Source organism: Streptomyces sp. NPDC050988 (assembly GCF_044456225.1).
Taxonomy (GTDB): domain Bacteria; phylum Actinomycetota; class Actinomycetes; order Streptomycetales; family Streptomycetaceae; genus Streptomyces.
The window spans coordinates 1-24,857 of sequence record NZ_JBITFQ010000027.1 but is presented as its reverse complement, the minus strand read 5'-3'; the positions used below and the strand labels follow the sequence as shown (position 1 = coordinate 24,857).

The following is a 24,857-nucleotide window of genomic DNA, read 5'->3' as shown; positions in this document are numbered from 1 at the left end:
AGGCTCAGCGAACGCGATAGCTCTCCAGCGGCCCCAGATACGTCGGCGTCAACCCACCCGTATCGATCACCAGCCGCTGCACCACCACCGTCGGATCGACCATCCAGAACTTCAGCCGGTGCACCCCGGCAGCCCCGATCGTGTGGCGCGTAGACGTGCGATTGACGTTGTCCGATGTGTTGCGGGCCCACTCGATGTCCATCAGCCCGTCATCGGCACCCGTGGCCGCGTGGATGTCGACGATCTGCGGGGCGTCCCCGTCGAACGAGATCCCGTACTTGAGCCCGCCCGTCGGCAAGGTCGGGTTCCGCGGAGACAGGTACGCCCACACCGTGACCTCACCCGCGGACAGCAGGCTCACCTCGTACTCCAGCCGCGGAGACGAGCCCCCCGGCGTCCGCCGCGGAGCCGTCACCGGCCACGGCGTCACCCCCGCCCCCGTACGCCCGATCCCGTCGATACGCCGCCACGTCCCCACCGAACGCTCGAAGTGCTCGGCATCGACAGCCACGTACCCACCCGCCTCGACGAACCCCCGCAGCCCACGGACCCCACGCGCCCCACTCACCTCACGCACCGACGGCTGCTCGGCCACCACCCCCACCGTCACCACCGCGCCCGCCCCCTCCACGGTCACCGACGCCTCCGTACGCCCCCGCGGAGCCCGGGCCCAGTCCACCGTCAGCACCGCCCGCACCTGCTTCTCGACCCGACCGACCCGACCCCGCGGCCGGTCGACCCTGATCCACGGCACCGACGGCGTGATCCGGTAGTCGAAGGCCGTACGCCCCCGGTTGAAGACCTCGACGTACTGGTCGGGCCGGGTCTGATACGGGCTGAACACAGGCAGCACAGCCGCACCCGGCGACTCCCCGTCCCCCCCGACCTCCCCGACCTCCCCCGGCCACCACTCCCCCGACTCCACCCCATCCACCGCCACCCCCATCTCGGCGGACACCGGCACCTCAATCCGCTTCACCGCCGGAAAGATCTCGTCCGGCAACGCCACGTTGTCCCGCTCCGGCTGCTGCCACGGCGCGTTCGGCCCGTACCGCTCCACATCCCCGTATCCGATGTGCGGCTGCGTCTGAAAGCCTCGCCATTTGCCGCCCGCCACCCGGGAGTTGAAGCGTTCGGCGAGGGCGAAATCCCGTGCCAGCCCGGCCTCCGCCTCGGCCGCCAGGTCATTCGTCGCGGCCCGCCCCTGCCGCGCGTACAGCAGGTTGGTGAACTCCGCCTGCCGCAACCCGTACAGGTTGGCCGTCGCCGCCACCTCGTACCCGACGAGCTCGAACCACGCGTCCTGGTCCGCGGCCGGCAGCCGGCGGCCGATCCGCTCCGCGTCCTTCCCCAGCCGCCGCCACTCCTCCGTCACCCGCTCCAGCTCACGGTGACCGAAGTAGAAGGGCGTCTGCTGGTCGTCGTACACGACCTTCCCGTCCACCAGCGTGATCCGGCGGTTCAGCAACTCCGGCTTACGGCGCGACTGGAGCTGCGCGTACCTCGCCAGCACCGACGAGATCGATGAGATCTCAGCAGCCGCCGCCCCGCCGAAGTTCTGCCGCGCATACCTCCGCTCCCACTCCCCCAGCCTGTCCAGCGGCCAACGCCCCGGATCCCAGGCGTAGTTGAGGAAGAACTCGGTCGGCAGCTCATTGCCCTTCAGGTCACCGACGTTCGTGACCCACAACTCCCGGTTCCCGTACGCGACCGCCTGGTGGAGCTGGTCCCACATGTTCGGCAGCGAAGTGGTGTCCACCCACTTGTAGTTGCGGCCGACGCCGACGTAGTCGAAGTGGTAGTACAGCCCGTACCCGCCGCCCCGAACCGCCCCAGCCTCCGCCTCCGCCGGATCCGGATGCTTGCGGATGTTGCCCCAGTTGTCGTCCGTCAGTACGACGGTCACGTCGTCCGGGGCCCGGAGCCCGCGGTCCCAGTACCGCTGAACCTCCTTGTAGAGCGTCCACACCTGGGGGGTCTCGGCGGCCGGGCGGCCGGTGACGTCCTCGATGATCGACCGCTGCGTCGCGATGATCTCCCGCATCAGCTCGATGCCGTCGCCGTCGGGCAGACTCGTGTCCCCGTTCCCGCGCATCCCGAGCGTGACGACACCCTCGAAGTCCTGGTCGGCCATGCGCCGCACACCCTCGCGCCAATACGCCTTGATCGCCTCGGAGTTGCGCCGGAACGACCACTCCCCGGTGCCGCCGTAGGGATCACGCCCGGGCGTAACAACATTCCCCGCGCTGTCGCGCACGGCCGGCACCGCATGCCGGTTCCACTCCTCGATGCCCCGCATCATCGGCGCCTCATGAGACGTGCCCATGACAATCCCGTACGCCTTCGCCCTCGCGTGATTCTCAGGGTCGTCCTCGGCGAAGGCCCGCCCCCACACCGCCGGCCACAGATAGTTCGCCTTCAGCCGCAGCAGCACCTCGAAGACCCTGGCGTAGAAGTCCGCGTTGAAGCCGCCGGGATGGCCGGGCGCCTCCCCCGGCCCGAAGAACGCGGGCGCCCACGTCCCCAGCGCCGGATTCTCGTCGTTGATGAAGATCCCGCGGTACTTCACCGCCGGCGTGCCCTGGCTGTAGCGACCCGGCAGCACATACACCTCGCTCCGCCGCACCGGCCGCACGTCGTCCCACCAGTACCAGGGCGAGACCCCGATCCCGTACGAGACGTCGTACGCTCCGAAGATCGTGCCGCGCGGATCGCTGCCCGCGACGACGAAGGCCCGCTCCACCCCCGGCATCGGCCGCTCGACCACGGTCTGCAGCGAGGTCTCCCACTTGCCCCGGATCCCGCGGACGTCGAGCTTCCCGGCCTCGATCAGCCCGTCGATCAGCGGACTGCGCCCGATCGTCCCGACGAGCACGACCTCGCGCGCCATCGCCGAACCTGGCCGCACCCCCGTGACCCGCTCGATGTCGTCCCGCAGATCCCCTGCCACCCGTACGACTCCGGGATGGTCGCCATCACCGACCACGACCGGCGCCCCCACGAGGGGAAAGGCCCCGGCCTCCGGCGAGAAGGAGACGTACGCCCCCGGATCCGTCGGCGCCGATCCCCCTTCCACTGCCCACGCGGCACCCGACAGCGCGACCGACCCGGCCCCCGCCCCGATCCCCGCTGCCACCCCCGCCCCCAGAACAGCTCTACGGCTGACGCGCCCAGACATACCTCACCCCTCGAACATGTCATCCCGAATTTGCTCAGCGGCATGACAAATGGTGGATGGAGGGGCCCGTGAGGGGAATGGGTCGTCGGCGCCGAATACTTTCGTTACAGCGAAGGGGCCCGCACGACCGAAGTCGTACGGGCCCCTCCAAGGAGCTCAGCAGTGCTGGAGCTACCAGGCTTTCAAGCCCAACAGGTAAGCGAGACTTACTTGTTGATCTTGGTGACCTGGCCGGCGCCCACGGTCCGGCCACCCTCACGGATGGCGAACTTCAGGCCCTCCTCCATGGCGACGGGCTGGATGAGCTCAACGGTCATCTCAGTGTTGTCGCCCGGCATGACCATCTCGGTGCCCTCGGGGAGGGTCACCACACCAGTCACGTCCGTCGTGCGGAAGTAGAACTGGGGACGGTAGTTGTTGAAGAACGGCGTGTGACGGCCGCCCTCGTCCTTGGACAGGATGTACGCCTGCGCCTCGAACTCGGTGTGCGGGGTGACAGAGCCCGGCTTGATGATGACCTGGCCGCGCTCGACGTCCTCGCGCTTGATGCCACGAAGCAGCAGACCGACGTTCTCACCGGCCTGGCCCTCGTCGAGCAGCTTGCGGAACATCTCAATGCCCGTGACCGTGGTGGTGGTCTTCTCGGTCTTGATGCCGACGATGTCGACGGTCTCGTTGACCTTGAGGACACCACGCTCGATACGACCGGTGACGACGGTGCCACGACCGGTGATCGTGAAGACGTCCTCGATCGGCATGAGGAACGGCTTGTCGACGTCACGCTCGGGCTGCGGGATCGACTCGTCGACGGCCTTCATCAGGTCGAGGACGGACTGGCCCCACTCCTTGTCGCCCTCAAGGGCCTTGAGCGCCGAGACCTTGACGACCGGAAGGTCGTCGCCCGGGAACTCGTACTCGGAGAGCAGCTCACGGACCTCGAGCTCGACGAGCTCCAGGATCTCCTCGTCGTCCACCATGTCGGCCTTGTTCAGCGCGACAACGATGTACGGAACGCCGACCTGGCGGGCCAGGAGCACGTGCTCCTTGGTCTGCGGCATCGGGCCGTCCGTGGCGGCGACAACGAGGATGGCGCCGTCCATCTGCGCCGCACCCGTGATCATGTTCTTGATGTAGTCCGCGTGACCGGGGCAGTCGACGTGGGCGTAGTGACGCGTCTCCGTCTGGTATTCGACGTGCGCGATGGAGATCGTGATACCGCGCTGGCGCTCCTCAGGAGCCTTGTCGATCTGGTCGAAGGCCGAGGCCTCGTTCAGGTCCGGGTACGCGTCATGCAGCACCTTGGTAATGGCGGCCGTGAGGGTCGTCTTACCGTGGTCGATGTGACCGATGGTGCCGATGTTGACGTGCGGCTTAGTCCGCTCGAACTTCGCCTTCGCCACTGGGGTCCTCCTGTGGAGTGGTTCTGTACGCCTTACTCATCGGCGCCAGGTGATCTTTGCTGGAAAGCCGGGGCCCGGGGCAGTTCCGCCGCGGTTGCGGTGGAATGCCCCAGCAGGCTCCGGAGTCAAGCCTAAGGTGTGAACTCGGTTGAGTCCGACTCGCTGAGTTACTCGCCCTTGGCCTTCGCGATGATCTCCTCGGCGACGTTCCGGGGAACCTCGGCGTAGGAGTCGAACTGCATCGAGTAGCTCGCGCGACCCGATGTCTTGCTGCGGAGGTCGCCGACGTAGCCGAACATCTCCGACAGCGGAACCAGGCCCTTCACGACGCGGGCACCGGCACGCTCCTCCATGGCCTGGATCTGACCACGGCGGGAGTTGATGTCACCGATGACCTCGCCCATGTAGTCCTCGGGCGTGGTGACCTCTACGGCCATCATCGGCTCGAGCAGCACGGGGCTGGCCTTGCGGGCGGCCTCCTTGAAGGCCTGCGAACCGGCGATCTTGAACGCCAGCTCGGAGGAGTCGACCTCGTGGTAGGCACCGTCGAGAAGCGTGACGCGGACGCCCGTCATCTCGTAACCGGCGAGGATGCCGAACTGCATGGCCTCCTGCGCACCGGCGTCCACCGAGGGGATGTACTCCCGCGGGATACGGCCACCGGTGACCTTGTTCACGAACTCGTACGACGCGTCGCCGTCCACGATGGGCTCGATCGCGATCTGCACCTTGGCGAACTGACCGGTACCACCGGTCTGCTTCTTGTGGGTGTAGTCCACGCGCTCGACGGCCTTGCGGATCGTCTCACGGTACGCGACCTGCGGCTTACCGACGTTGGCCTCGACCTTGAACTCACGGCGCATACGGTCGACCAGCACCTCGAGGTGCAGCTCGCCCATACCGCCGATGATGGTCTGGCCGGTCTCCTCGTCCGAGTGAACCTGGAAGGAGGGGTCCTCCTCCGCGAGACGCTGGATGGCGACACCCAGCTTCTCCTGGTCACCCTTGGACTTGGGCTCGATGGCGACCTGGATGACCGGCGCCGGGAAGTCCATGGACTCCAGGATGACCGGGTTCTTGTCGTCGCTGAGCGTCTCACCGGTGGTGGTCTGCTTCAGGCCCATCACGGCGACGATGTCGCCGGCGCCCACCGCCTCGATCTCCTCACGCTTGTTCGCGTGCATGCGGTAGATCTTGCCGATGCGCTCCTTCTTGCCCTTGACGGAGTTCAGCACGGCGGTGCCGGACTCCAGGCGGCCCGAGTAGACCCGGACGAAGGTGAGCTTGCCCAGGTGCGGGTCGCTCATGATCTTGAAGGCGAGGGCGGACAGCGGCTCGTCCACGGACGGCTTGCGCTTGACCACGACCTCGGGGTCCTTCACGTCGTGGCCTTCGATGGCCTCGACGTCGAGCGGGGTCGGCAGGTAGCGCACGACCGCGTCGAGCAGGGGCTGGACGCCCTTGTTCTTGAACGCGGTGCCACAGAACACCGGGGTGACCGTGGTGTCGCTGGACTTGCCGGACGCGATGGTGATGCGACGGATCGCGGCGTACAGCTGCTCCTCGGTGGGCTCGACGCCCTCCAGGTACAGCTCCATGATCTCTTCGTCGTTCTCGGCGACGGCCTCGACGAGCTTGCCGCGGTACTCCTCGGCAGCCTCGACGTGCGTGGCCGGGATGTCGACGACGTCGTACATCTCGCCCTTGGCGGCCTCGGCGGACCAGACGAACGCCTTCATGGTGACGAGGTCGACGACACCCTTGAAGTCGGCCTCGGCGCCGATCGGAAGCTGCATGACCAGCGGCTGCGCACCGAGGCGGTCCGAGATCATATCGACGCAGCGGTGGAACTCCGCGCCGGTCCGGTCGAGCTTGTTCACGAAGCAGATGCGCGGCACGCCGTAACGGTCGGCCTGACGCCACACCGTCTCGGACTGCGGCTCGACACCCGCGACACCGTCGAACACGGTGACGGCACCGTCGAGGACGCGGAGCGAACGCTCCACCTCGACCGTGAAGTCGACGTGACCCGGGGTGTCGATGATGTTGATCGTGTAGTCGTTGTCCTCAAGCGGCCAATGACAGGTGGTAGCAGCAGAGGTGATCGTGATGCCACGCTCCTGCTCCTGCTCCATCCAGTCCATGGTGGCAGCGCCGTCGTGGACTTCACCGATCTTGTAGCTGACGCCGGTGTAGAAGAGGATCCGCTCGGTGGTGGTCGTCTTGCCCGCGTCGATGTGGGCCATGATCCCGATGTTGCGGACCCTGGCCAGGTCAAGTGAAGTGGTAGCCATAAGGCTTCGGTCTTCTCTCGGTCTCGATGGGGGTAGCGACTACCAGCGGTAGTGCGCGAAGGCCTTGTTGGACTCGGCCATCTTGTGGGTGTCCTCGCGCTTCTTCACAGCGGCACCGAGGCCGTTGGAGGCGTCGAGAAGCTCGTTGAGCAGACGCTCGGTCATGGTCTTCTCGCGACGGGCGCGGGAGTAGCCGACCAGCCAGCGCAGCGCCAGGGTGCTCGCGCGGCCGGGCTTGACCTCGACCGGCACCTGGTAGGTGGCGCCACCGACACGGCGGGACTTGACCTCGAGGGTCGGCTTGATGTTCTCAAGAGCGCGCTTGAGCGTGATGACCGGGTCGTTGCCGGTCTTCTCGCGCAGGCCCTCCATGGCGCCGTAGACGATGCGCTCGGCGGTGGAGCGCTTGCCGTTCAGCAGCACCTTGTTGATCAGGGAGGTCACCAGAGGGGAACCGTAGACCGGGTCGATGATGACCGGGCGCTTCGGGGCGGGGCCCTTACGAGGCATTTCTACTTCTCCTTCTTGGCGCCGTAGCGGCTGCGGGCCTGCTTGCGGTTCTTGACACCCTGCGTGTCAAGCGAACCTCGGATGATCTTGTAGCGAACACCCGGCAGGTCCTTCACACGGCCACCACGCACGAGCACGATGGAGTGCTCCTGCAGGTTGTGTCCCTCACCCGGAATGTAAGCGGTGACTTCGATCCCGCTGGTCAGACGCACACGCGCGACCTTACGCAGGGCCGAGTTCGGCTTCTTCGGGGTGGTCGTGAACACACGCGTGCAGACGCCGCGACGCTGGGGCGAACCCTCGAGTGCGGGCGTCTTGTTCTTCTCGACCTTGTCCTGCCGGCCCTTCCGGACCAGCTGCTGGATCGTAGGCACTACTTCTCCGGTTTCTGTGTGCCGAATGGTGAAGCTAACCTGGAACATCGCCGACCCACGCGGTCGGGTGTGTCGAATCCTGCAGACTCTCACCGTGAGGCGAGAAGGGCGCAGATTTACGGTGGCCGCTTACGACTCCCCTTGCGGTTTGAAGGCACGCACGGGAGCCAGGGCACACCCCAGGCACAAGGTCTGAGCGTACCTACCTCATACGCTGCGGTCAAAACAAATGGGCCGCACTACCATCCGTGAGCGGACCATGCCAACCCGCCACGCCGTCCGTGATCTTCATCCGGTCGTCAGCGCGGCGATGAGCAGCAGCGTCACCACAAGGGTCCAGCTTGCCGTGGCCAGCCATCCGATGACGAGCCCGGTGAGCGCCAGACCGTCACCGCCCTCGCCCCTGCGCCGGATCTCCGAGCGCGCGGAATGGCCGAGAATCACCGCGGGAAGACCGGTGAGCCCGAACGTCACCAGACACAGCCCGCCGCAGATCGCCGACCCGATCGCCTTCTCGTTCGTCTTCGGCACGGGAAGGGGCAGGAACGTCCGTGGCACGGCTCCTACGGCCGCCGGCAGCGGTACGGGCCCCTGGGGCAGGTCGGCCACCAGAAGGGCCAGCTCGCCCACCGTACGGGCCGCGTAGGCCCGCGCCACCCGCTTCTCGAACTCGGCCTGCTCCATACGCCCCTCGCCGAAGCCGGCTCTGAGCACATCGACGGCCCGCTCCCGGTCCGCGTGCGAGGCGAGCATCGAATGACCGCCGTCCGCGTACCCGGGCTGCGGCGGACCGCCCTGCCCGTCCCAGACCGGCGCCTGACCACCCTGCCCACGCCAGGACGGCACACCACCCGACCCCTGCCGGGCCTGCGCATCCTTCGACCCCTCCCCGGGCTGCCACGACGGGTACGACACGGGAGCACCTCCCCCCGAAAGACTGGGCTTCCATCATGCTCCAACGCGGCATTTCCGGCATAGGTTCCCGTCGGGGGAAAAGCCGAAGGGCGGTCACCCCCGAGGGTGACCGCCCTTCAACTCAAGCAACCCGCTTACTGGTTGTACGGACCGTAGTCGTAGTCCTCCAGCGGAACGGCCTGGCCGGAGCCCGTGCCGAACGGCGAGTAGTCGATGTCGTCGTAGCCGACGGCCGAGTACATCGCGGCCTTGGCCTCCTCGGTCGGCTCGACCCGGATGTTGCGGTAGCGGGACAGGCCCGTACCGGCCGGGATGAGCTTACCGATGATGACGTTCTCCTTGAGGCCGATCAGGGAGTCGGACTTGGCGTTGATCGCCGCGTCCGTCAGAACCCTGGTCGTCTCCTGGAAGGACGCCGCCGACAGCCACGACTCGGTGGCCAGCGACGCCTTGGTGATACCCATCAGCTGCGGACGGCCGGAGGCCGGGTGGCCGCCTTCCTGGACCACACGACGGTTCTCGGTCTCGAACTTCGACCGCTCGACGAGCTCGCCGGGCAGCAGCTCCGCGTCGCCCGACTCGATGATCGTCACACGGCGGAGCATCTGCCGGATGATGATCTCGATGTGCTTGTCGTGGATCGACACGCCCTGCGAGTTGTAGACCCGCTGGACTTCGCCGACCAGGTGGACCTGGACGGCACGCTGACCCAGGATGCGCAGCACGTCGTGCGGGTTGGTGGCACCCACGGTGAGCTTCTGGCCCACCTCGACGTGGTCGCCCTCGCCCACCAGCAGACGGGCACGCTTCGAGATCGGGAACGCCGTCTCGTCGCTGCCGTCGTCCGGAGTGACGACGAGCTTCTTGGTCTTCTCGGTCTCCTCGATCCGCACGCGGCCGGAGGCCTCGGAGATCGGGGCGACACCCTTCGGCGTACGAGCCTCGAAGAGCTCGACGACACGGGGCAGACCCTGGGTGATGTCGTCACCGGCCACACCACCGGTGTGGAAGGTACGCATCGTCAGCTGCGTGCCGGGCTCACCGATGGACTGGGCGGCGATGATGCCGACCGCCTCACCGATGTCGACCAGCTTGCCGGTGGCCAGCGAGCGGCCGTAGCACATGGCGCAGGTACCGACGGCGGACTCGCAGGTCAGGACCGAACGGGTCTTGACCTCCTCGATGCCGTACCTGACGAGCTCGTCGATGAGGACGTCGCCCAGGTCGGTGTTGGCCGGGGCCAGCACCTTGCCGTCGACGGTGATGTCCTCGGCCAGCGCACGTGCGTACACGCTGGTCTCGACGTTCTCCGTCTTGCGCAGGACACCGTCGGAGCCCCGCTCGGCGATCGCCAGACGCAGGCCGCGGTCGGTGCCGCAGTCCTCCTCGCGAATGATGACGTCCTGCGAGACGTCCACCAGACGACGGGTCAGGTAACCCGAGTCGGCGGTACGCAGGGCGGTGTCCGCCAGACCCTTACGGGCACCGTGCGTGGAGATGAAGTACTCCAGCACGGACAGGCCTTCACGGAAGGACGCCTTGATGGGACGCGGGATGGTCTCGTTCTTGGCGTTCGACACCAGACCACGCATACCGGCGATCTGACGCATCTGCATCATGTTTCCGCGGGCGCCCGAGTTGACCATCATCGAGACCGGGTTGGTCTTCGGGAAGTTCGCGTTCATCGCCTCGGCGACCTCGTTGGTCGCCTTGGTCCAGATCGCGATGAGCTCCTGCGTGCGCTCGTCCTTGGTGATCAGACCACGCTCGTACTGCTTCTGGACCTTCTCGTCCTGGTCCTCGTAGCCCTTGACGATCGCGCGCTTCGCGTCGGGAACGACGATGTCGGAGATGGCCACGGTGACGCCGGAACGGGTCGCCCAGTAGAAGCCGGCCGCCTTCAGGTTGTCGAGCGTCGCCGCCACGATGACCTTGGGGTAGCGCTCGGCGAGGTCGTTGACGATCTCGGAGAGCTGCTTCTTGCCGACCTCGTAGTCGACGAACGGGTAGTCCTCGGGCAGCAGCTCGTTGAAGAGCGCACGGCCCAGCGTGGTGTTCAGGCGGAAGGTGTCACCCTGCTGCCACTCCGGGTCGCCCTCTTCCTGAGCCGGCGGGGTCCAGCCGCGCGGCGGGATGGTGCCCACCGGGAAGCGGATGTCCACGCGCGACTGCAGCGAGAGGTCGCCGGCGTCGAACGCCATGATCGCCTCGGCCGCGGAGCCGAAGGACCGGCCCTCGCCCTTGACGTCCCGCAGCTCGCCGTCGGTGGTGAGGAAGAACAGACCGAGGACCATGTCCTGGGTCGGCATCGTCACCGGACGGCCGTCGGCGGGCTTGAGGATGTTGTTCGAGGACAGCATCAGGATGCGGGCCTCGGCCTGCGCCTCCGCGGAGAGCGGCAGGTGCACGGCCATCTGGTCACCGTCGAAGTCCGCGTTGAACGCGGTGCAGACGAGCGGGTGGATCTGGATGGCCTTGCCCTCGACCAGCTGCGGCTCGAAGGCCTGGATGCCGAGGCGGTGCAGCGTCGGCGCACGGTTCAGCAGAACCGGGTGCTCGGCGATGACCTCTTCCAGGACGTCGTACACGACCGTGCGGCCGCGCTCGACCATCCGCTTGGCGCTCTTGATGTTCTGCGCGTGGTTCAGGTCGACCAGGCGCTTCATCACGAACGGCTTGAAGAGCTCCAGCGCCATGGCCTTCGGCAGACCGCACTGGTGGAGCTTCAGCTGCGGACCGACGACGATCACGGAACGCGCGGAGTAGTCCACACGCTTGCCGAGCAGGTTCTGACGGAAACGACCCTGCTTGCCCTTGAGCATGTCGCTCAGGGACTTCAGCGGGCGGTTACCGGGACCGGTGACCGGACGACCACGACGACCGTTGTCGAAGAGGGCGTCGACGGCCTCCTGGAGCATGCGCTTCTCGTTGTTCACGATGATCTCGGGCGCGCCGAGGTCGAGAAGCCGCTTCAGACGGTTGTTCCGGTTGATCACACGGCGGTACAGGTCGTTCAGGTCGGAGGTCGCGAAGCGGCCACCGTCCAGCTGCACCATCGGGCGAAGGTCCGGCGGGATGACCGGGACGCAGTCGAGAACCATGCCCTTGGGGCTGTTGGAGGTCTGCAGGAACGCAGACACGACCTTCAGCCGCTTCAGCGCACGGGTCTTCTTCTGGCCCTTGCCGGTACGGATGATCTCGCGGAGGCGCTCGGCCTCCTCGTCCAGGTCGAAGGACTCCAGGCGCTTCTGCAGAGCGGCCGCACCCATGGAGCCGTCGAAGTAGGTCCCGAAGCGGTCACGCAGCTCGCGGTAGAGGAGCTCGTCACCCTCCAGGTCCTGGACCTTGAGGTTCTTGAAACGGGTCCACACCTCGTCGAGACGGTCGATCTCGCGCTGCGAACGGTCCCGCAGCTGCTTCATCTCACGCTCGGCACCTTCGCGCACCTTGCGGCGTACGTCGGCCTTGGCGCCCTCGGCCTCAAGCTCGGCCAGGTCGGTCTCGAGCTTCTTGGCGCGGGTCTCGAGGTCGGCGTCGCGACGGTTCTCGATCTGCTGACGCTCGACGGAGACGTGAGCCTCCAGCGACGGCAGGTCGCGGGTACGACGCTCGTCGTCCACGTACGTGATCATGTACGCGGCGAAGTAGATGACCTTCTCGAGGTCCTTCGGGGCGAGGTCGAGCAGGTAGCCCAGCCGCGACGGAACGCCCTTGAAGTACCAGATGTGGGTGACGGGAGCGGCCAGCTCAATGTGGCCCATCCGCTCACGACGCACCTTGGCGCGAGTGACCTCGACGCCGCAGCGCTCGCAGATGATGCCCTTGAAGCGGACACGCTTGTACTTGCCGCAGTAGCACTCCCAGTCCCGGGTCGGACCGAAGATCTTCTCGCAGAAGAGTCCGTCCTTTTCGGGCTTGAGGGTGCGGTAGTTGATGGTCTCCGGCTTCTTGACCTCACCGTGTGACCACTGACGAATGTCGTCAGCGGTAGCAAGGCCGATCCGCAGCTCGTCGAAGAAGTTGACGTCGAGCACTTGTCGTCAATCCCTCTTTCGGGGTCGATTCTTCACTGGTCTGACTGGGGTCCGGGGTTAGCCGGGGCTCTTGTTCAAGGAGCCCCGGCCAGACCCGTCAGACCTCTTCGACGCTGCTCGGCTCGCGCCGGGACAGGTCGATACCGAGCTCCTCCGCGGCGCGGAAGACGTCCTCGTCCGTGTCGCGCATCTCGATGGACATGCCGTCCGAGGACAGCACCTCCACGTTGAGGCAGAGCGACTGCATTTCCTTGATGAGCACCTTGAAGGACTCGGGAATGCCGGGCTCGGGGATGTTCTCGCCCTTGACGATGGCCTCGTAGACCTTCACGCGGCCGGTCACGTCGTCGGACTTGATGGTCAGCAGCTCCTGGAGGGCGTAAGCGGCGCCATAAGCCTCAAGCGCCCACACCTCCATCTCACCGAAGCGCTGGCCACCGAACTGGGCCTTACCACCCAGCGGCTGCTGGGTGATCATCGAGTACGGACCGGTCGAACGGGCGTGGAGCTTGTCGTCGACCAGGTGGTGGAGCTTGAGGATGTACATGTAGCCGACCGAGATCGGCTCCGGGAACGGCTCGCCGGAGCGGCCGTCGAACAGAGGCGCCTTACCGGTGGGGAGCACCATGCGCTCGCCGTCGCGGTTCGGAATCGTGTGCTGCAGCAGACCGGCCAGCTCGTCCTCACGCGCACCGTCGAATACGGGGGTGGCGACGTTCGTGCCCGGGTCGACCTTGTCGGCCTCGATGGCCTGGAGGCGCTGCGCCCAGTCGTCCGCCAGACCGGAGACGTCCCAGCCGCGGCTGGCGAGCCAGCCGAGGTGAATCTCCAGGACCTGTCCCGGGTTCATTCGGGACGGGACACCCAGCGGGTTGAGGATGATGTCGACCGGGGTGCCGTCCTCCAGGAACGGCATGTCCTCGATCGGCAGGATCTTGGAGATGACGCCCTTGTTGCCGTGACGGCCGGCGAGCTTGTCACCGTCGGTGATCTTGCGCTTCTGCGCCACGTACACGCGCACCAGCTGGTTCACACCGGGGGGAAGCTCGTCGCCCTCCTCACGGTCGAAGACGCGGACGCCGATGACCTTGCCGATCTCGCCGTGCGGCACCTTCAGCGAGGTGTCGCGCACCTCGCGCGCCTTCTCACCGAAGATCGCGCGGAGCAGGCGCTCCTCCGGGGTCAGCTCGGTCTCACCCTTGGGCGTGACCTTGCCGACCAGGATGTCGCCGGCGACGACCTCGGCACCGATGCGGATGATGCCGCGCTCGTCGAGGTCGGCGAGGACCTCCTCGGAGACGTTCGGGATGTCCCGGGTGATCTCCTCGGGGCCGAGCTTGGTGTCACGGGCGTCGACCTCGTGCTCCTCGATGTGGATCGAGGAGAGGACGTCGTCCTGGACGAGGCGCTGCGACAGGATGATCGCGTCCTCGTAGTTGTGACCCTCCCAGGGCATGAAGGCGACGAGCAGGTTCTTGCCCAGCGCCATCTCGCCTTCCTGGGTGGCCGGACCGTCGGCGAGAACCTGGTTCTCGACGACCCGGTCGCCCTCGTCCACGATCACCTTCTGGTTGACCGAGGTGCCCTGGTTGGAGCGCGAGAACTTCGCGACGCGGTACGTGGTGTACGTGCCGTCGTCGTTGGCGACGGTGATGTAGTCCGCGGAGACCTCCTGGACGACACCCGCCTTCTCGGCCTTGATGACGTCACCGGCGTCGACGGCGCAGCGGTACTCCATGCCCGTACCGACGAGGGGGGCCTCGGCGGTGATCAGCGGCACGGCCTGGCGCATCATGTTCGCGCCCATGAGGGCACGGTTGGCGTCGTCGTGCTCCAGGAAGGGGATCATCGCGGTCGCGACGGACACCATCTGGCGCGGGGAGACGTCCATGTAGTCGACGTCGTCACCGGGGACGTAGTCGACCTCGCCGCCACGACGGCGGACCAGGACACGAGCCTCGTCGAAGCGCATGTCGTCATTGAGCGAGGCGTTGGCCTGCGCGATGACGAACCGGTCCTCCTCGTCGGCCGTGAGGTAGTCGACGTCGTCGGTGACCTGGCCCTCGACGACCTTGCGGTACGGCGTCTCGACGAAACCGAACGCGTTGATCCGGCCGTAGGAGGCGAGCGAGCCGATCAGGCCGATGTTCGGGCCTTCGGGGGTCTCGATCGGACACATGCGGCCGTAGTGCGAGGGGTGCACGTCACGGACTTCGAAGCCGGCCCGCTCACGGGACAGACCACCCGGGCCGAGCGCGTTGAGACGACGCTTGTGCGTCAGGCCGGACAACGGGTTGTTCTGGTCCATGAACTGCGACAGCTGGCTGGTGCCGAAGAACTCCTTGATGGAGGCGACGACCGGCCGGATGTTGATCAGGGTCTGCGGCGTGATCGCCTCGACGTCCTGGGTCGTCATCCGCTCACGGACGACACGCTCCATACGCGCCAGACCCGTACGAACCTGGTTCTGGATGAGCTCGCCGACGTTGCGCAGACGACGGTTGCCGAAGTGGTCGATGTCGTCGGTCTCGACGACGATCGAGGCGCCGTTGGGACCCACGGTCTCGGTCTCACCGGCGTGCAGCTTCACCAGGTACTTGATCGTCTCGATGATGTCTTCGACGGTCAGGATCCCGGCGTCCAGCGGGGCCTCGCTGCCCAGCTTCTTGTTGACCTTGTAACGGCCGACGTTGGCGAGGTCGTAGCGCTTCGGGTTGAAGTAGAGGTTCTCCAGAAGCGTCTGCGCGGCCTCACGGGTCGGGGGCTCGCCCGGACGCAGCTTGCGGTAGATGTCGAGCAGTGCGTCGTCCTGGCCCTGGGTGTGGTCCTTCTCCAGGGTGGCGCGCATGGACTCGTACTCGCCGAACTCCTCGAGGATCTGCTCGGTCGTCCAGCCGAGAGCCTTCAGGAGAACGGTGACGGACTGCTTGCGCTTGCGGTCGATGCGGACACCGACCATGTCGCGCTTGTCGATCTCCATCTCCAGCCAGGCACCCCGGGAGGGGATGACCTTGACCGAGAAGATGTCCTTGTCGGACGTCTTGTCGATGGAGGAGTCGAAGTAGACGCCCGGCGAACGGACCAGCTGCGTCACGACGACACGCTCGGTGCCGTTGATGACGAAGGTGCCCTTGTTGGTCATGAGCGGGAAATCACCCATGAAGACCGTCTGGGACTTGATCTCGCCGGTCTCGTTGTTGGTGAACTCGGCCGTGACGAAGAGCGGGGCGGCGTACGTGAAGTCGCGCTCCTTGCACTCGTCGATCGAGTTCTTGGGAGGCTCGAAGCGGTGGTCGCGGAAAGTCAGGGACATCGACCCGGAGAAGTCCTCGATCGGGGAGATCTCCTCGAAGATCTCCTCCAGACCGGACTTGGTGGGGACGTCCTGTCCGCTGTCCAGAGCCGCCTCGACACGAGCCTTCCACGCGTCGTTTCCGAGCAGCCAGTCGAAGCTCTCGGTTTGCAGCGCAAGAAGGTTCGGAACCTCGAGGGGCTCCTTGATCTTTGCAAAAGAGATGCGCAGCGGGGCGGTGCTGGCGCCGTTGTTCGTATTCGCGGAGGCAGTGCGCGAGGCGGCCAAGAGGGGGTCCTTCCGAGGGCTCGGACTCACTACGCGCGTACCGGTCCCAAGCCGGACACCAGGACAGCCGTTTCCTGAATCAGCCAAAAGGCCAGGTCAGGATCGGTTCAATCCACAGTGCTGAAGCGAGGGCATGCCCCTGGTGACGGGCAGGAGGCAGCTAACAGGCAGCGCAAAGGGTCAGTGTAGCCACTAGGCCCACTGATGTCCAGTGCGGGTTTTTGAAGACCCTCGTTGTTCTCAACCCCTGCTGCAAGCCACGCCCTCGATGCACATCGATACTGCCCTCTTCGCCACCGATCCATGCCTCGGATCCGGATCGTTGTGACGACGCGTCCTGAGAATTGCGCGCTGCGTGCGGTTCGTCAAGGCCCCCCATGCCCGAACCGGGTGCTGCCATCGTCACTTGCAACCCGTCTTGCAACCTGTCTCGCTGCCCGTCACAGGGCGGCCGGAGGCACGAACGAAGATCACCATACTCGTCGCGACCGACAGCGCAAGGCAGTCGCCGCACGGCCCCCTCGAACGCCGAAGAGCGACCACCCAGATGGATGATCGCTCTTCGGTGCGTCAGCGTTACAGCCCCTGCGGGAGCGGCTGTGTCGGCCCGCTGGAGCCGACGCCGCGGGGCGCCCTCAGGCGCCGCGGCGGACGGCTCGTGGTGTTACTTGACCTCGACGGAGGCGCCGGCGCCCTTGAGGGACTCGGCGGCCTTCTCGGCGGCGTCCTTGGCGACCTTCTCGAGGACCGGCTTCGGAGCGCCGTCCACGAGGTCCTTGGCCTCCTTGAGACCCAGGGAGGTCAGCTCACGCACGACCTTGATGACCTGGATCTTCTTGTCGCCGGCACCCGTGAGGATGACGTCGAACTCGTCCTGCTCGGCCTCGGCCTCGGCGGGGGCGGCGGCACCGGCGGGGCCGGCAACGGCGACCGCGGCGGCGGCGGTGACGTCGAACTTCTCCTCGAAGGCCTTCACGAACTCGGAGAGCTCGATGAGGGTGAGGGACTCGAACTGCGCGAGCAGCTCTTCCTGGGACAGCTTCGCCATGATGGCGTCCTTCCACTAATTCGGCAGGTGCCGGATGTACTGGTGAGGCGGGCGTACGTTCGGCCCGCTACGACCGTCGCCTCAGGCGGCGGTCAATGCGCGAGCCGAATTACTCGGCACCGCCCTGCTCTTCGAGCTTGACGCGAAGCGCCTCCGCGGTGCGGACGAACTTCGACGGAAGCGCCTGGAAGAGCTGCGCAGCCTGAGTCTGCTTGCCCTTCATGGCACCCGCCAGCTTGGCGAGCAGAACCTCGCGGGACTCGAGGTCCGCAAGCTTCTTGATCTCGTCGGCGGACAGCGCCTTGCCGTCAAGGACACCGCCCTTGATGACGAGGTTCGGGTTGTCCTTGGCGAAGTCACGAAGACCCTTCGCCGACGTCACCGGGTCACCGGAGATGAAGGCAACCGCCGTCGGACCGTTGAACAGGTCGTCGAGCGTGGAGATCCCGGCCTCGTTGGCCGCGATCTTGGTCAGCGTGTTCTTCACCACGGCGTACTGGGCGTCTTCACCGAGCGAACGACGCAGCGTCTTGAGCTGCGCCACGGTGAGACCCCGGTACTCGGTCAGCACGGCGGCGTTCGAGCTGCGGAACTGGTCCGCGAGCTCGGCTACCGCGGCAGCCTTGTCGGGCCTTGCCATAAGCGTGGCCTCCTTCCGGGTGATGAGGACCGCTCAGAAGGAGACTGGGAAAACGAAACGCCCCGGCGCAGGCGCACGGGGCGTGACTCGACCGAACGGATCCGTACGAAGTACGGGACTGCCCGGGAGTTCATCCACAGTCACCTACGCGGGTCGTCCGCAGTTTCAGCGGATCCTTCGGTCGCCGCGCCCTCTAACAAGCACACGGCAACGACCAGCGGTCTTTGGCTTCTGTGGAAGGTTACGTGAACGGGTCGCTGTCAAGCAAATCCGTACGTGGGCCGACGTCGTACGCCGGCCGACGCCGAGGTCAGCTCTCGATGTCGCCCATCATCTCGGCCAGGTCCATGACGTCCTTGGCGGGCGGCGCCTCGACCGTCACGGGCTTGTTGTAGTCGACGAAGGTGATGGTCATGTCGAGCTTGCCCTTGTCGGCGTCGCCCTTCATACGGAACTGCTTGGTGCGGTCGTCGCCGTCGATCCACATGTCCATCGTGAGCGCGTCCACGCCCATCTTCTCGTACTGCTCAAGGCTCTTCTCCCGCTGCTCACGGGTGGTCTTGCTCTCGCTCTTGAGCGACTTGCGGAACTCGTCGAGGGTGACCGTGCCCTTGTAGTGGGTGGTCTCGACGCCGTCGATCTTCTCGGTGCCGACCTTCTTCACGTCCTTGGAGCCGGTGAGGAAGGTGGACTCCTGGGCCGGGTTCTTGTCGGCCGTCCCGGCGCCCGGAGCCGCGCCCCCCAGCGCGTCGTCCCCCAGCGTGGACAGGTCGAACTTGATCCAGCTCTTGCCGTCCATCCCCTTGGCGGCCGCGGCGCCTCCGCCTATGTACATCGCCTTGTCGACGAGGCGGATCTCGGCGGTGCCGTCCGCGCCCTGGTCGAGGGCGGTCATCTTCATGCTCATGGCGACGTCCGGCTTCATGCGCATCTGGGCATCGGCCTTGACGCGCCCCTCCTCAGGGGTCCTGCCGGTCATCCGGTAGCTGATGGAGGTGATGTCCTCCGTGTTCTTCGCCGCCTTGGCCACGGCCGCGGCGGGCGTCATCTTCGGCGACTCCTCGCTCGCGCCGTCCTTCGAACAGCCGACGGCACCCCCGGCGAGGACCAGCGCGGCGAGTGCCGCACCGGTCGTCCTACGACGCACGGATCCGCGCACAGAAATCTTCATGGTTCCCCCCAAGGAACAGATGAGCGACTCACAGACAGGGCGTGAGCGTATCCCAGAGAGACTCGGGCAGTCCTCCGAGTTCCTTGAGGCCTGTGCGACGCCCGGGACGCCTGGGACGCCTGGGTGGCGCCCCCGATCTCTGTCCCGTACGAGGGCTCTCAGGCCGCCGGCTGAGTCTGCATCAGGTCCTTGAAGTCGGCCGTGTCGCCCGCCGGGGGCTCCTCGGTGGAGACCTTCACGCCGTAGTCGCTGTAGAACGCCGTCGAGGACATCGAGCCGGTGGCCAGCTCGCCCTTCTCGACCTTCTTGACCAGCAGATCCTCGTCGTTGACCCATATGTCGATGGTCTCGGTGGTGACTCCGGCCTGCTCCAACTGACGCTTCATGTCGGCCAGTTGGTCCGCGGTGAGGTTCGAGCTCTCGCCCGCGAGATCCGCGACGTCGACCGTGCCCGAGTAGTGCGTGGTGTTCTCGCCGCGCACCTTCTCCTCGCCGACCTTCTTGACGTCCCCGGAGGCCAGCAGGAGCTTCACCGACTGGTTCGGCGTGGTGTTCTGCATCTGGTCCTTCATGTACGCGCCCGATCCGCCGGCGAGGTCCGCCAGGTCGTCGTACGCGTACTTGATCCAGTGCTTGCCGCCGGACTGCTCGGCGAACTTGTCGCCCATCTTCGCGTAGTAGGCGTCCGGCAGATAGCGGGCCTCCATGGAGGTGGTGCCCAGCTGCCGCATCTGGTCGGCCATCGTGCCGCCGGTGTACGTGATCGTCAGGGTGCCGGTGAGGCCGTCGGACCAGCCGAGGGCGCCGTCCGCCTCCATGGACATGATCGTGCCCATGGTCGTGGTGGACTCGACCTTGGCGGAGTCGGCCTTGTCGGTGGACTTCTCGACGGTGCGCAGGGCCGCGATCGGGTTCGCCTGCGTCTTGGCCTTGCCGGCCGCCTTGTCGCCCCCTCCGGAGCTTCCGCCCGCGCTCCCGCCCGAACCCCCGTCGGAGTCCGAGCCGCTACAGGCCGCGACCCCCGTCAGCGCGGCGGCCATCGCGATCGAGACAGTCGCGCGTCGCACGGCAGTGCTCTTCATTCGTCCCCCTATGCGATTCCTGTGCCCTGCACGCTAGCGCAGGGCACTGACACCCGGTCCGGAAACGGGCATCTGACAAAGAGGGACGGGCCCCGCACCTCGAAAGGTTGCGGGGCCCGTCCTGGAATCGCGTGTGCGACGCGGCTGCCGGTGAGCGTCAGGCTCAGACGGCGGCCGGGTCCTCCTCGACGAGGAGGTTGCGGGTGCGGTTCGGGTCGAGCGGGATGCCGGGGCCGATCGTCGTGCTGATCGCGGCCTTCCGGATGTAGCGACCCTTGGCGGCGGACGGCTTCAGACGGAGGATCTCCTCCAGCGCGGCGCCGTAGTTCTCCACCAGCTGGGTCTCGTCGAACGAGGTCTTGCCGATGATGAAGTGCAGGTTCGAGTGCTTGTCGACGCGGAACTCGATCTTGCCGCCCTTGATCTCGGTCACGGCCTTGGCCACGTCCGGGGTCACGGTGCCGGTCTTCGGGTTCGGCATCAGACCACGCGGGCCGAGGACACGGCCCAGGCGGCCGACCTTGCCCATGAGGTCCGGGGTGGCGACGACGGCGTCGAAGTCCAGACGGCCCTTCGCCACCTCGTCGATGAGCTCGTCGGAGCCGACGATGTCGGCGCCCGCGGCGGTCGCGGCCTCGGCACGGTCACCGGTCGCGAAGACCAGGACCCGGGCGGTCTTACCGGTGCCGTGCGGGAGGTTCACGGTGCCACGGACCATCTGGTCGGCCTTGCGCGGGTCGACACCCAGGCGGAAGGCGACCTCGACGGTGCCGTCGAACTTGCTCGTGGAGGTCTCCTTGGCGAGACGGACGGCCTCGAGCGGGGCGTACTGCTTGTCCCGGTCGATCTTCGCGTCCGCAGCGCGGAGAGACTTGCTGCGCTTGCTCACTACTGCTCCTGTGTGTTCTGAGGAGTCGTGGTGTGGGCCGAGCAGGCCCTGCCACGGTCTTTCCTACGGGGTGGAGGTCAGCCCTCGACCGTGATGCCCATGGAACGGGCGGTGCCGGCGATGATCTTCGACGCGGCGTCCAGGTCGTTGGCGTTCAGGTCGGGCATCTTCGTGGTGGCGATCTCGCGGACCTGCGCCTGGGTGATCTTGGCGACCTTGGTCTTGTGCGGCTCGCCGGAGCCCTTCTCCACGCCCGCGGCCTTGAGGATCATCTTCGCGGCCGGCGGGGTCTTGGTGATGAAGGTGAAGGAGCGGTCTTCGTAGACCGTGATCTCCACCGGGATCACCCAGCCACGCTGCGACTCGGTCGCGGCGTTGTAGGCCTTGCAGAACTCCATGATGTTGACGCCGTGCTGGCCCAGCGCGGGGCCGACCGGCGGCGCCGGGTTGGCCGCACCGGCCTGGATCTGGAGCTTGATGAGCCCCGTGACCTTCTTCTTCTTGGGAGGCATTGCTCTCTCCGGGTCCTAGTGAGAGTTTCCAGCCGCCGATCCGGATCATCCGGACGGAGGCATACCGCACAACGATAACGGGTATCTGTGCGCGGCCAAAAACCGAGCAGGTCAGACGGGCTGTGAGGCCCGTCTGACCTGGTCGGAGGCGTGTGTTCCGGAAGACCGTCCCGCGAGGGGTCAGTTCTTCTGGATCTGGTCGAAGCTCAGCTCGACCGGGGTCTCGCGGCCGAAGATCTCGACGAGGCCCTTGACCTTCTTCGAGTCGGCGTTGATCTCGTTGATGGTCGCCTGCAGCGTCGCGAACGGGCCGTCGGTGACGGTGACCGAGTCGCCCACCTCGAAGTCCAGCACCTGGACCTCGAGCTTGCGGGACGGAGCCGGCTTGCCCTCGGCCTCGGCCGCCTCGCGAGCGGCCTTCTCCTCGGCCTCCGGGGCGAGCATCTTGACGATCTCGTCCAGCGTCAGCGGGTACGGGTCGTACGCGTTGCCCACGAAGCCGGTGACGCCGGGGGTGTTGCGGACGACGCCCCAGGACTCGTTCGTCAGGTCCATGCGCACTAGCACGTAGCCGGGGAGCTTGTTCTGACGGACGGTCTTGCGCTCGCCGTTCTTGATCTGCGCGACCTCTTCCTGCGGCACCTCGGCCGCGAAGATGAAGTCCTCGACGTTCAGGGAGACGGCACGCTGTTCGAGGTTCGTCTTCACGCGGTTCTCGTAACCCGCGTACGTGTGGATGACGTACCACTCACCGGGCAGCCTGCGGAGCTCCTCGCGGAGGGCCACCACGGGGTCGACCGGCTCGGCCTCTTCTTCGGGCTCTTCGAGCTTCTCGTCGTCGGCCTCGTCGGAGACGGCCGCATCCTCGGCGTCCGCGTCGGCTTCGGTGTCCACGTCGGTCTCGACGTCCTCACCGGACTCGTCCTCGACGTGCAGGGCAGCCTCTTCGGCGGCCTCGCCGGCTTCGGCGTCGGCAGCCTCGACCTCGTCCTCGACGTCCGCGCCCTCGACGATGTCGAGCTCGTCGTCGACGGACTCGGCTTCCTGTCCGCGCGGCTCGACGGCGTCGTTCAGGTTCGGGTCAGACACGGTGGCTGCTTCTTCCTGGATCATGGGGGTGGAACACGCGAAAGCGGGCGCCGGGTACGGCGCCCTTCGCGCTTGGCTCAGCCGAAGACGTACTTGGCGGCCTTGTCGAGTCCGAAGTCAATCACAGTCACCAGACCGATCATGATGACAACGAACACAATCACCACTGTGGTGTACGTCGTCAGCTGATTCCGGGTCGGCCAGACAACCTTGCGGAGTTCCGCGACGATCTGGCGGTAGAAGAGGGCGAGGCGCTTCAGCGGGCCCTTCTTGGCACGCTTACCGCCCTTGCGGCCCTTCTTCTGGGACTCCGGCGCCTCATCCTGGGCATCAGGCATGTCGATGGAGCCCACGGCGTCCGTCACTCGTCCTCACCTGATTCCGGGTCGTGGCCGTGCCGCGCCCAGGTATGAGCCGCACGGCGGTGCAATGCAGTACGTACATGCGCACACATCCTGGCGAAAGGAGTGTGTAGCAGGGCCGGAGGGACTTGAACCCCCAACCGCTGGTTTTGGAGACCAGTGCTCTACCAATTGAGCTACGACCCTTTGTTTCCCCAACAACGTACCGCATCCGCCCGGGTGCTCGGTGTGCACCGGGTGGGCGCGGCCGATGAAGGCCAACGAGGTGAGAGTGTACGTGGTCGACGGCCGGTCGTCGAACAGAAAGTGTCCGTAAGGACTTTGTCGGCCACTGCTCAGTCTGTGAAACCGGTGTGCCGGGGAGGTTTCGTGTCTGGAACGATGGGCCCATGAGCGCTGCAACCCCTCCCACCGAGCGCCGGGTCTCCGCCCGGATCGGTGCGATCTCCGAGTCCGCCACCCTCGCCGTGGACGCCAAGGCCAAAGCCCTCAAGGCCGCAGGACGTCCGGTGATCGGCTTCGGCGCCGGTGAGCCCGACTTCCCGACCCCGGGCTACATCGTCGAGGCCGCCATCGAGGCCTGCAAGAACCCGAAGTACCACCGGTACACGCCGGCCGGCGGCCTTCCCGAGCTGAAGGCGGCGATCGTCGCCAAGACGCTGCGCGATTCCGCCTACGAGGTTGACGCCTCCCAGGTGCTGGTGACCAACGGCGGCAAGCAGGCCATCTACGAGGCGTTCGCCGCGATCCTCGACCCGGGCGACGAGGTCATCGTGCCGGCGCCCTACTGGACGACGTACCCGGAGTCGATCCGTCTCGCCGGCGGTGTCCCGGTCGAGGTCGTCGCGGACGAGACCACCGGCTACCGCGTCTCGGTCGAGCAGCTGGAGGCGGCCCGTACGGAGAAGACGAAGGTCGTCCTCTTCGTGTCGCCGTCCAACCCGACGGGCGCCGTCTACAGCGCCGAGGACACCGAGGCGATCGGCCGCTGGGCCGTCGAGCACGGCCTGTGGGTCCTGACGGACGAGATCTACGAACACCTGGTCTACGGGGACGCGAAGTTCACCTCGCTGCCGGCGATCCTGCCGGAGCTGCGTGACAAGTGCATCGTGGTCAACGGCGTCGCGAAGACGTATGCGATGACCGGCTGGCGTGTCGGGTGGATCATCGGCCCGAAGGACGTGGTGAAGGCCGCGACGAACCTCCAGTCGCACGCCACGTCGAACGTGTCGAACGTGGCTCAGGCCGCCGCCATCGCCGCCGTGTCCGGCGACCTGACGGCCGTCGCCGAGATGCGCGAGGCCTTCGACCGCCGCCGCAGGACCATCGTGCGGATGCTCAACGAGATCGACGGCGTGCTCTGCCCGGAGCCCGAGGGCGCCTTCTACGCGTACCCCTCGGTGAAGGCCCTCATCGGCAAGGAGATCCGCGGCAGGCGCCCGCAGGACTCCGTCGAGCTGGCCGCGCTGATCCTGGAGGAGGCCGAGGTCGCGGTCGTCCCGGGCGAGGCCTTCGGCACGCCTGGCTACCTGCGGCTCTCGTACGCGCTGGGTGACGAGGACCTCGTCGAGGGTGTCTCGCGGATCCAGAAGCTGCTGGCCGAGGCCAAGGACTGAACCTCCTCACCGTGAGTGGGTGCGAGCGGGGGGGGGGGCGGGGGGGGGGGGGGGCGCGGGGGGGGGGGGGGGGGGTTGTGTGGGGTGTGTGGGGGGGGGGGGGGGGGGGGGGGGGGATGGGGGGCGGCTGCAGCGGCCGGCCGACCGGGGGGGGGAGGGGGTG

At 66.7% G+C, this 24,857-nt stretch carries 17 protein-coding genes and 1 tRNA gene; 1 reads left to right on the top strand and 17 read right to left on the bottom strand.

The genetic code is table 11. The features are described from left to right. Nucleotides 1-4: 4 nt before the first annotated feature. The 17 genes from ACIBEI_RS37575 to ACIBEI_RS37495 all read right to left on the bottom strand — a co-directional run bounded on the left by ACIBEI_RS37575 (nucleotide 5) and on the right by ACIBEI_RS37495 (nucleotide 23,264). Nucleotides 5-3,178, bottom strand: a complete 3,174-nt coding sequence (locus tag ACIBEI_RS37575; RefSeq protein ID WP_398895004.1) for a glycosyl hydrolase 115 family protein — start codon at nucleotides 3,176-3,178, stop codon at nucleotides 5-7. A gap of 206 nt (nucleotides 3,179-3,384) precedes the next feature. Then, on the bottom strand, nucleotides 3,385-4,578 hold the full coding sequence (gene tuf, locus ACIBEI_RS37570) for an elongation factor Tu (protein WP_055610510.1): 1,194 nt from the start codon (nucleotides 4,576-4,578) through the stop codon (nucleotides 3,385-3,387). A 167-nt stretch (nucleotides 4,579-4,745) separates the two neighbouring features. Then, nucleotides 4,746-6,872: an elongation factor G gene (gene fusA / locus ACIBEI_RS37565; protein ID WP_398895002.1), complete on the bottom strand. Its 2,127-nt coding sequence runs from the start codon at nucleotides 6,870-6,872 to the stop codon at nucleotides 4,746-4,748. Nucleotides 6,873-6,911: 39 nt separating this feature from the next. Continuing rightward, complete coding sequence (gene rpsG, locus ACIBEI_RS37560) at nucleotides 6,912-7,382, bottom strand: 30S ribosomal protein S7 (protein ID WP_030345396.1); 471 nt, start codon at nucleotides 7,380-7,382, stop codon at nucleotides 6,912-6,914. 2 nt (nucleotides 7,383-7,384) lie between these two features. After that, nucleotides 7,385-7,756: a 30S ribosomal protein S12 gene (gene rpsL / locus ACIBEI_RS37555; RefSeq protein ID WP_003948652.1), complete on the bottom strand. Its 372-nt coding sequence runs from the start codon at nucleotides 7,754-7,756 to the stop codon at nucleotides 7,385-7,387. 288 nt (nucleotides 7,757-8,044) lie between these two features. Continuing rightward, nucleotides 8,045-8,671 carry a DUF1707 and DUF4190 domain-containing protein gene (locus ACIBEI_RS37550; RefSeq protein ID WP_398895001.1) on the bottom strand — a complete coding sequence of 209 codons (627 nt, stop codon included), beginning with the start codon at nucleotides 8,669-8,671 and terminating at the stop codon, nucleotides 8,045-8,047. Nucleotides 8,672-8,805: 134 nt separating this feature from the next. After that, the gene (locus ACIBEI_RS37545) at nucleotides 8,806-12,705 is read right to left on the bottom strand and encodes a DNA-directed RNA polymerase subunit beta' (RefSeq protein ID WP_398894999.1); all 3,900 of its coding nucleotides are present in this window, start codon (nucleotides 12,703-12,705) and stop codon (nucleotides 8,806-8,808) included. A 97-nt stretch (nucleotides 12,706-12,802) separates the two neighbouring features. Next, complete coding sequence (gene rpoB / locus ACIBEI_RS37540; RefSeq protein ID WP_388478821.1) at nucleotides 12,803-16,285, bottom strand: DNA-directed RNA polymerase subunit beta; 3,483 nt, start codon at nucleotides 16,283-16,285, stop codon at nucleotides 12,803-12,805. A gap of 664 nt (nucleotides 16,286-16,949) precedes the next feature. After that, a complete protein-coding gene (gene rplL / locus ACIBEI_RS37535; protein ID WP_143642864.1) occupies nucleotides 16,950-17,333 on the bottom strand; it encodes a 50S ribosomal protein L7/L12 in 384 nt (127 codons plus the stop codon). A 109-nt stretch (nucleotides 17,334-17,442) separates the two neighbouring features. Continuing rightward, the gene (gene rplJ / locus ACIBEI_RS37530) at nucleotides 17,443-17,973 is read right to left on the bottom strand and encodes a 50S ribosomal protein L10 (RefSeq protein WP_055610505.1); all 531 of its coding nucleotides are present in this window, start codon (nucleotides 17,971-17,973) and stop codon (nucleotides 17,443-17,445) included. A gap of 310 nt (nucleotides 17,974-18,283) precedes the next feature. Further along, nucleotides 18,284-19,144, bottom strand: a complete 861-nt coding sequence (locus ACIBEI_RS37525) for a DUF1396 domain-containing protein (RefSeq protein ID WP_398894998.1) — start codon at nucleotides 19,142-19,144, stop codon at nucleotides 18,284-18,286. 158 nt (nucleotides 19,145-19,302) lie between these two features. After that, nucleotides 19,303-20,226, bottom strand: coding sequence for a hypothetical protein (locus tag ACIBEI_RS37520; RefSeq protein ID WP_398894996.1), 924 nt, complete (start codon nucleotides 20,224-20,226; stop codon nucleotides 19,303-19,305). Nucleotides 20,227-20,389: 163 nt separating this feature from the next. Further along, the gene (gene rplA / locus ACIBEI_RS37515) at nucleotides 20,390-21,115 is read right to left on the bottom strand and encodes a 50S ribosomal protein L1 (RefSeq protein WP_143642867.1); all 726 of its coding nucleotides are present in this window, start codon (nucleotides 21,113-21,115) and stop codon (nucleotides 20,390-20,392) included. A 77-nt stretch (nucleotides 21,116-21,192) separates the two neighbouring features. Then, nucleotides 21,193-21,627 carry a 50S ribosomal protein L11 gene (gene rplK, locus ACIBEI_RS37510; RefSeq protein WP_030359033.1) on the bottom strand — a complete coding sequence of 145 codons (435 nt, stop codon included), beginning with the start codon at nucleotides 21,625-21,627 and terminating at the stop codon, nucleotides 21,193-21,195. A gap of 180 nt (nucleotides 21,628-21,807) precedes the next feature. Then, nucleotides 21,808-22,716, bottom strand: coding sequence for a transcription termination/antitermination protein NusG (nusG, locus tag ACIBEI_RS37505; protein ID WP_398894995.1), 909 nt, complete (start codon nucleotides 22,714-22,716; stop codon nucleotides 21,808-21,810). Nucleotides 22,717-22,793: 77 nt separating this feature from the next. Then, nucleotides 22,794-23,081 (bottom strand): preprotein translocase subunit SecE, encoded by a 288-nt coding sequence (gene secE / locus ACIBEI_RS37500; RefSeq protein WP_055610500.1) that lies wholly within the window; start codon nucleotides 23,079-23,081, stop codon nucleotides 22,794-22,796. A 110-nt stretch (nucleotides 23,082-23,191) separates the two neighbouring features. After that, nucleotides 23,192-23,264 (bottom strand) — tRNA-Trp (locus tag ACIBEI_RS37495). 203 nt (nucleotides 23,265-23,467) lie between these two features. Between ACIBEI_RS37495 and ACIBEI_RS37490 the strand changes: the two genes are divergently transcribed. Further along, on the top strand, nucleotides 23,468-24,694 hold the full coding sequence (locus ACIBEI_RS37490) for a pyridoxal phosphate-dependent aminotransferase (RefSeq protein WP_398894993.1): 1,227 nt from the start codon (nucleotides 23,468-23,470) through the stop codon (nucleotides 24,692-24,694). The last annotated feature ends 163 nt before the right edge of the window (nucleotides 24,695-24,857 follow it).

Coding starts and splice junctions, on each gene's coding strand:
- ACIBEI_RS37575 (WP_398895004.1), bottom strand. CDS start 3,178: ATGTCTGGGCGCGTCAGCCGTAGAGCTGTTCTGGGGGCGGGGGTGGCA.
- fusA (WP_398895002.1), bottom strand. CDS start 6,872: ATGGCTACCACTTCACTTGACCTGGCCAGGGTCCGCAACATCGGGATC.
- rpsG (WP_030345396.1), bottom strand. CDS start 7,382: ATGCCTCGTAAGGGCCCCGCCCCGAAGCGCCCGGTCATCATCGACCCG.
- rplL (WP_143642864.1), bottom strand. CDS start 17,333: ATGGCGAAGCTGTCCCAGGAAGAGCTGCTCGCGCAGTTCGAGTCCCTC.
- rplJ (WP_055610505.1), bottom strand. CDS start 17,973: ATGGCAAGGCCCGACAAGGCTGCCGCGGTAGCCGAGCTCGCGGACCAG.
- ACIBEI_RS37525 (WP_398894998.1), bottom strand. CDS start 19,144: ATGAAGATTTCTGTGCGCGGATCCGTGCGTCGTAGGACGACCGGTGCG.
- ACIBEI_RS37520 (WP_398894996.1), bottom strand. CDS start 20,226: ATGAAGAGCACTGCCGTGCGACGCGCGACTGTCTCGATCGCGATGGCC.
- rplK (WP_030359033.1), bottom strand. CDS start 21,627: ATGCCTCCCAAGAAGAAGAAGGTCACGGGGCTCATCAAGCTCCAGATC.
- ACIBEI_RS37490 (WP_398894993.1), top strand. CDS start 23,468: ATGAGCGCTGCAACCCCTCCCACCGAGCGCCGGGTCTCCGCCCGGATC.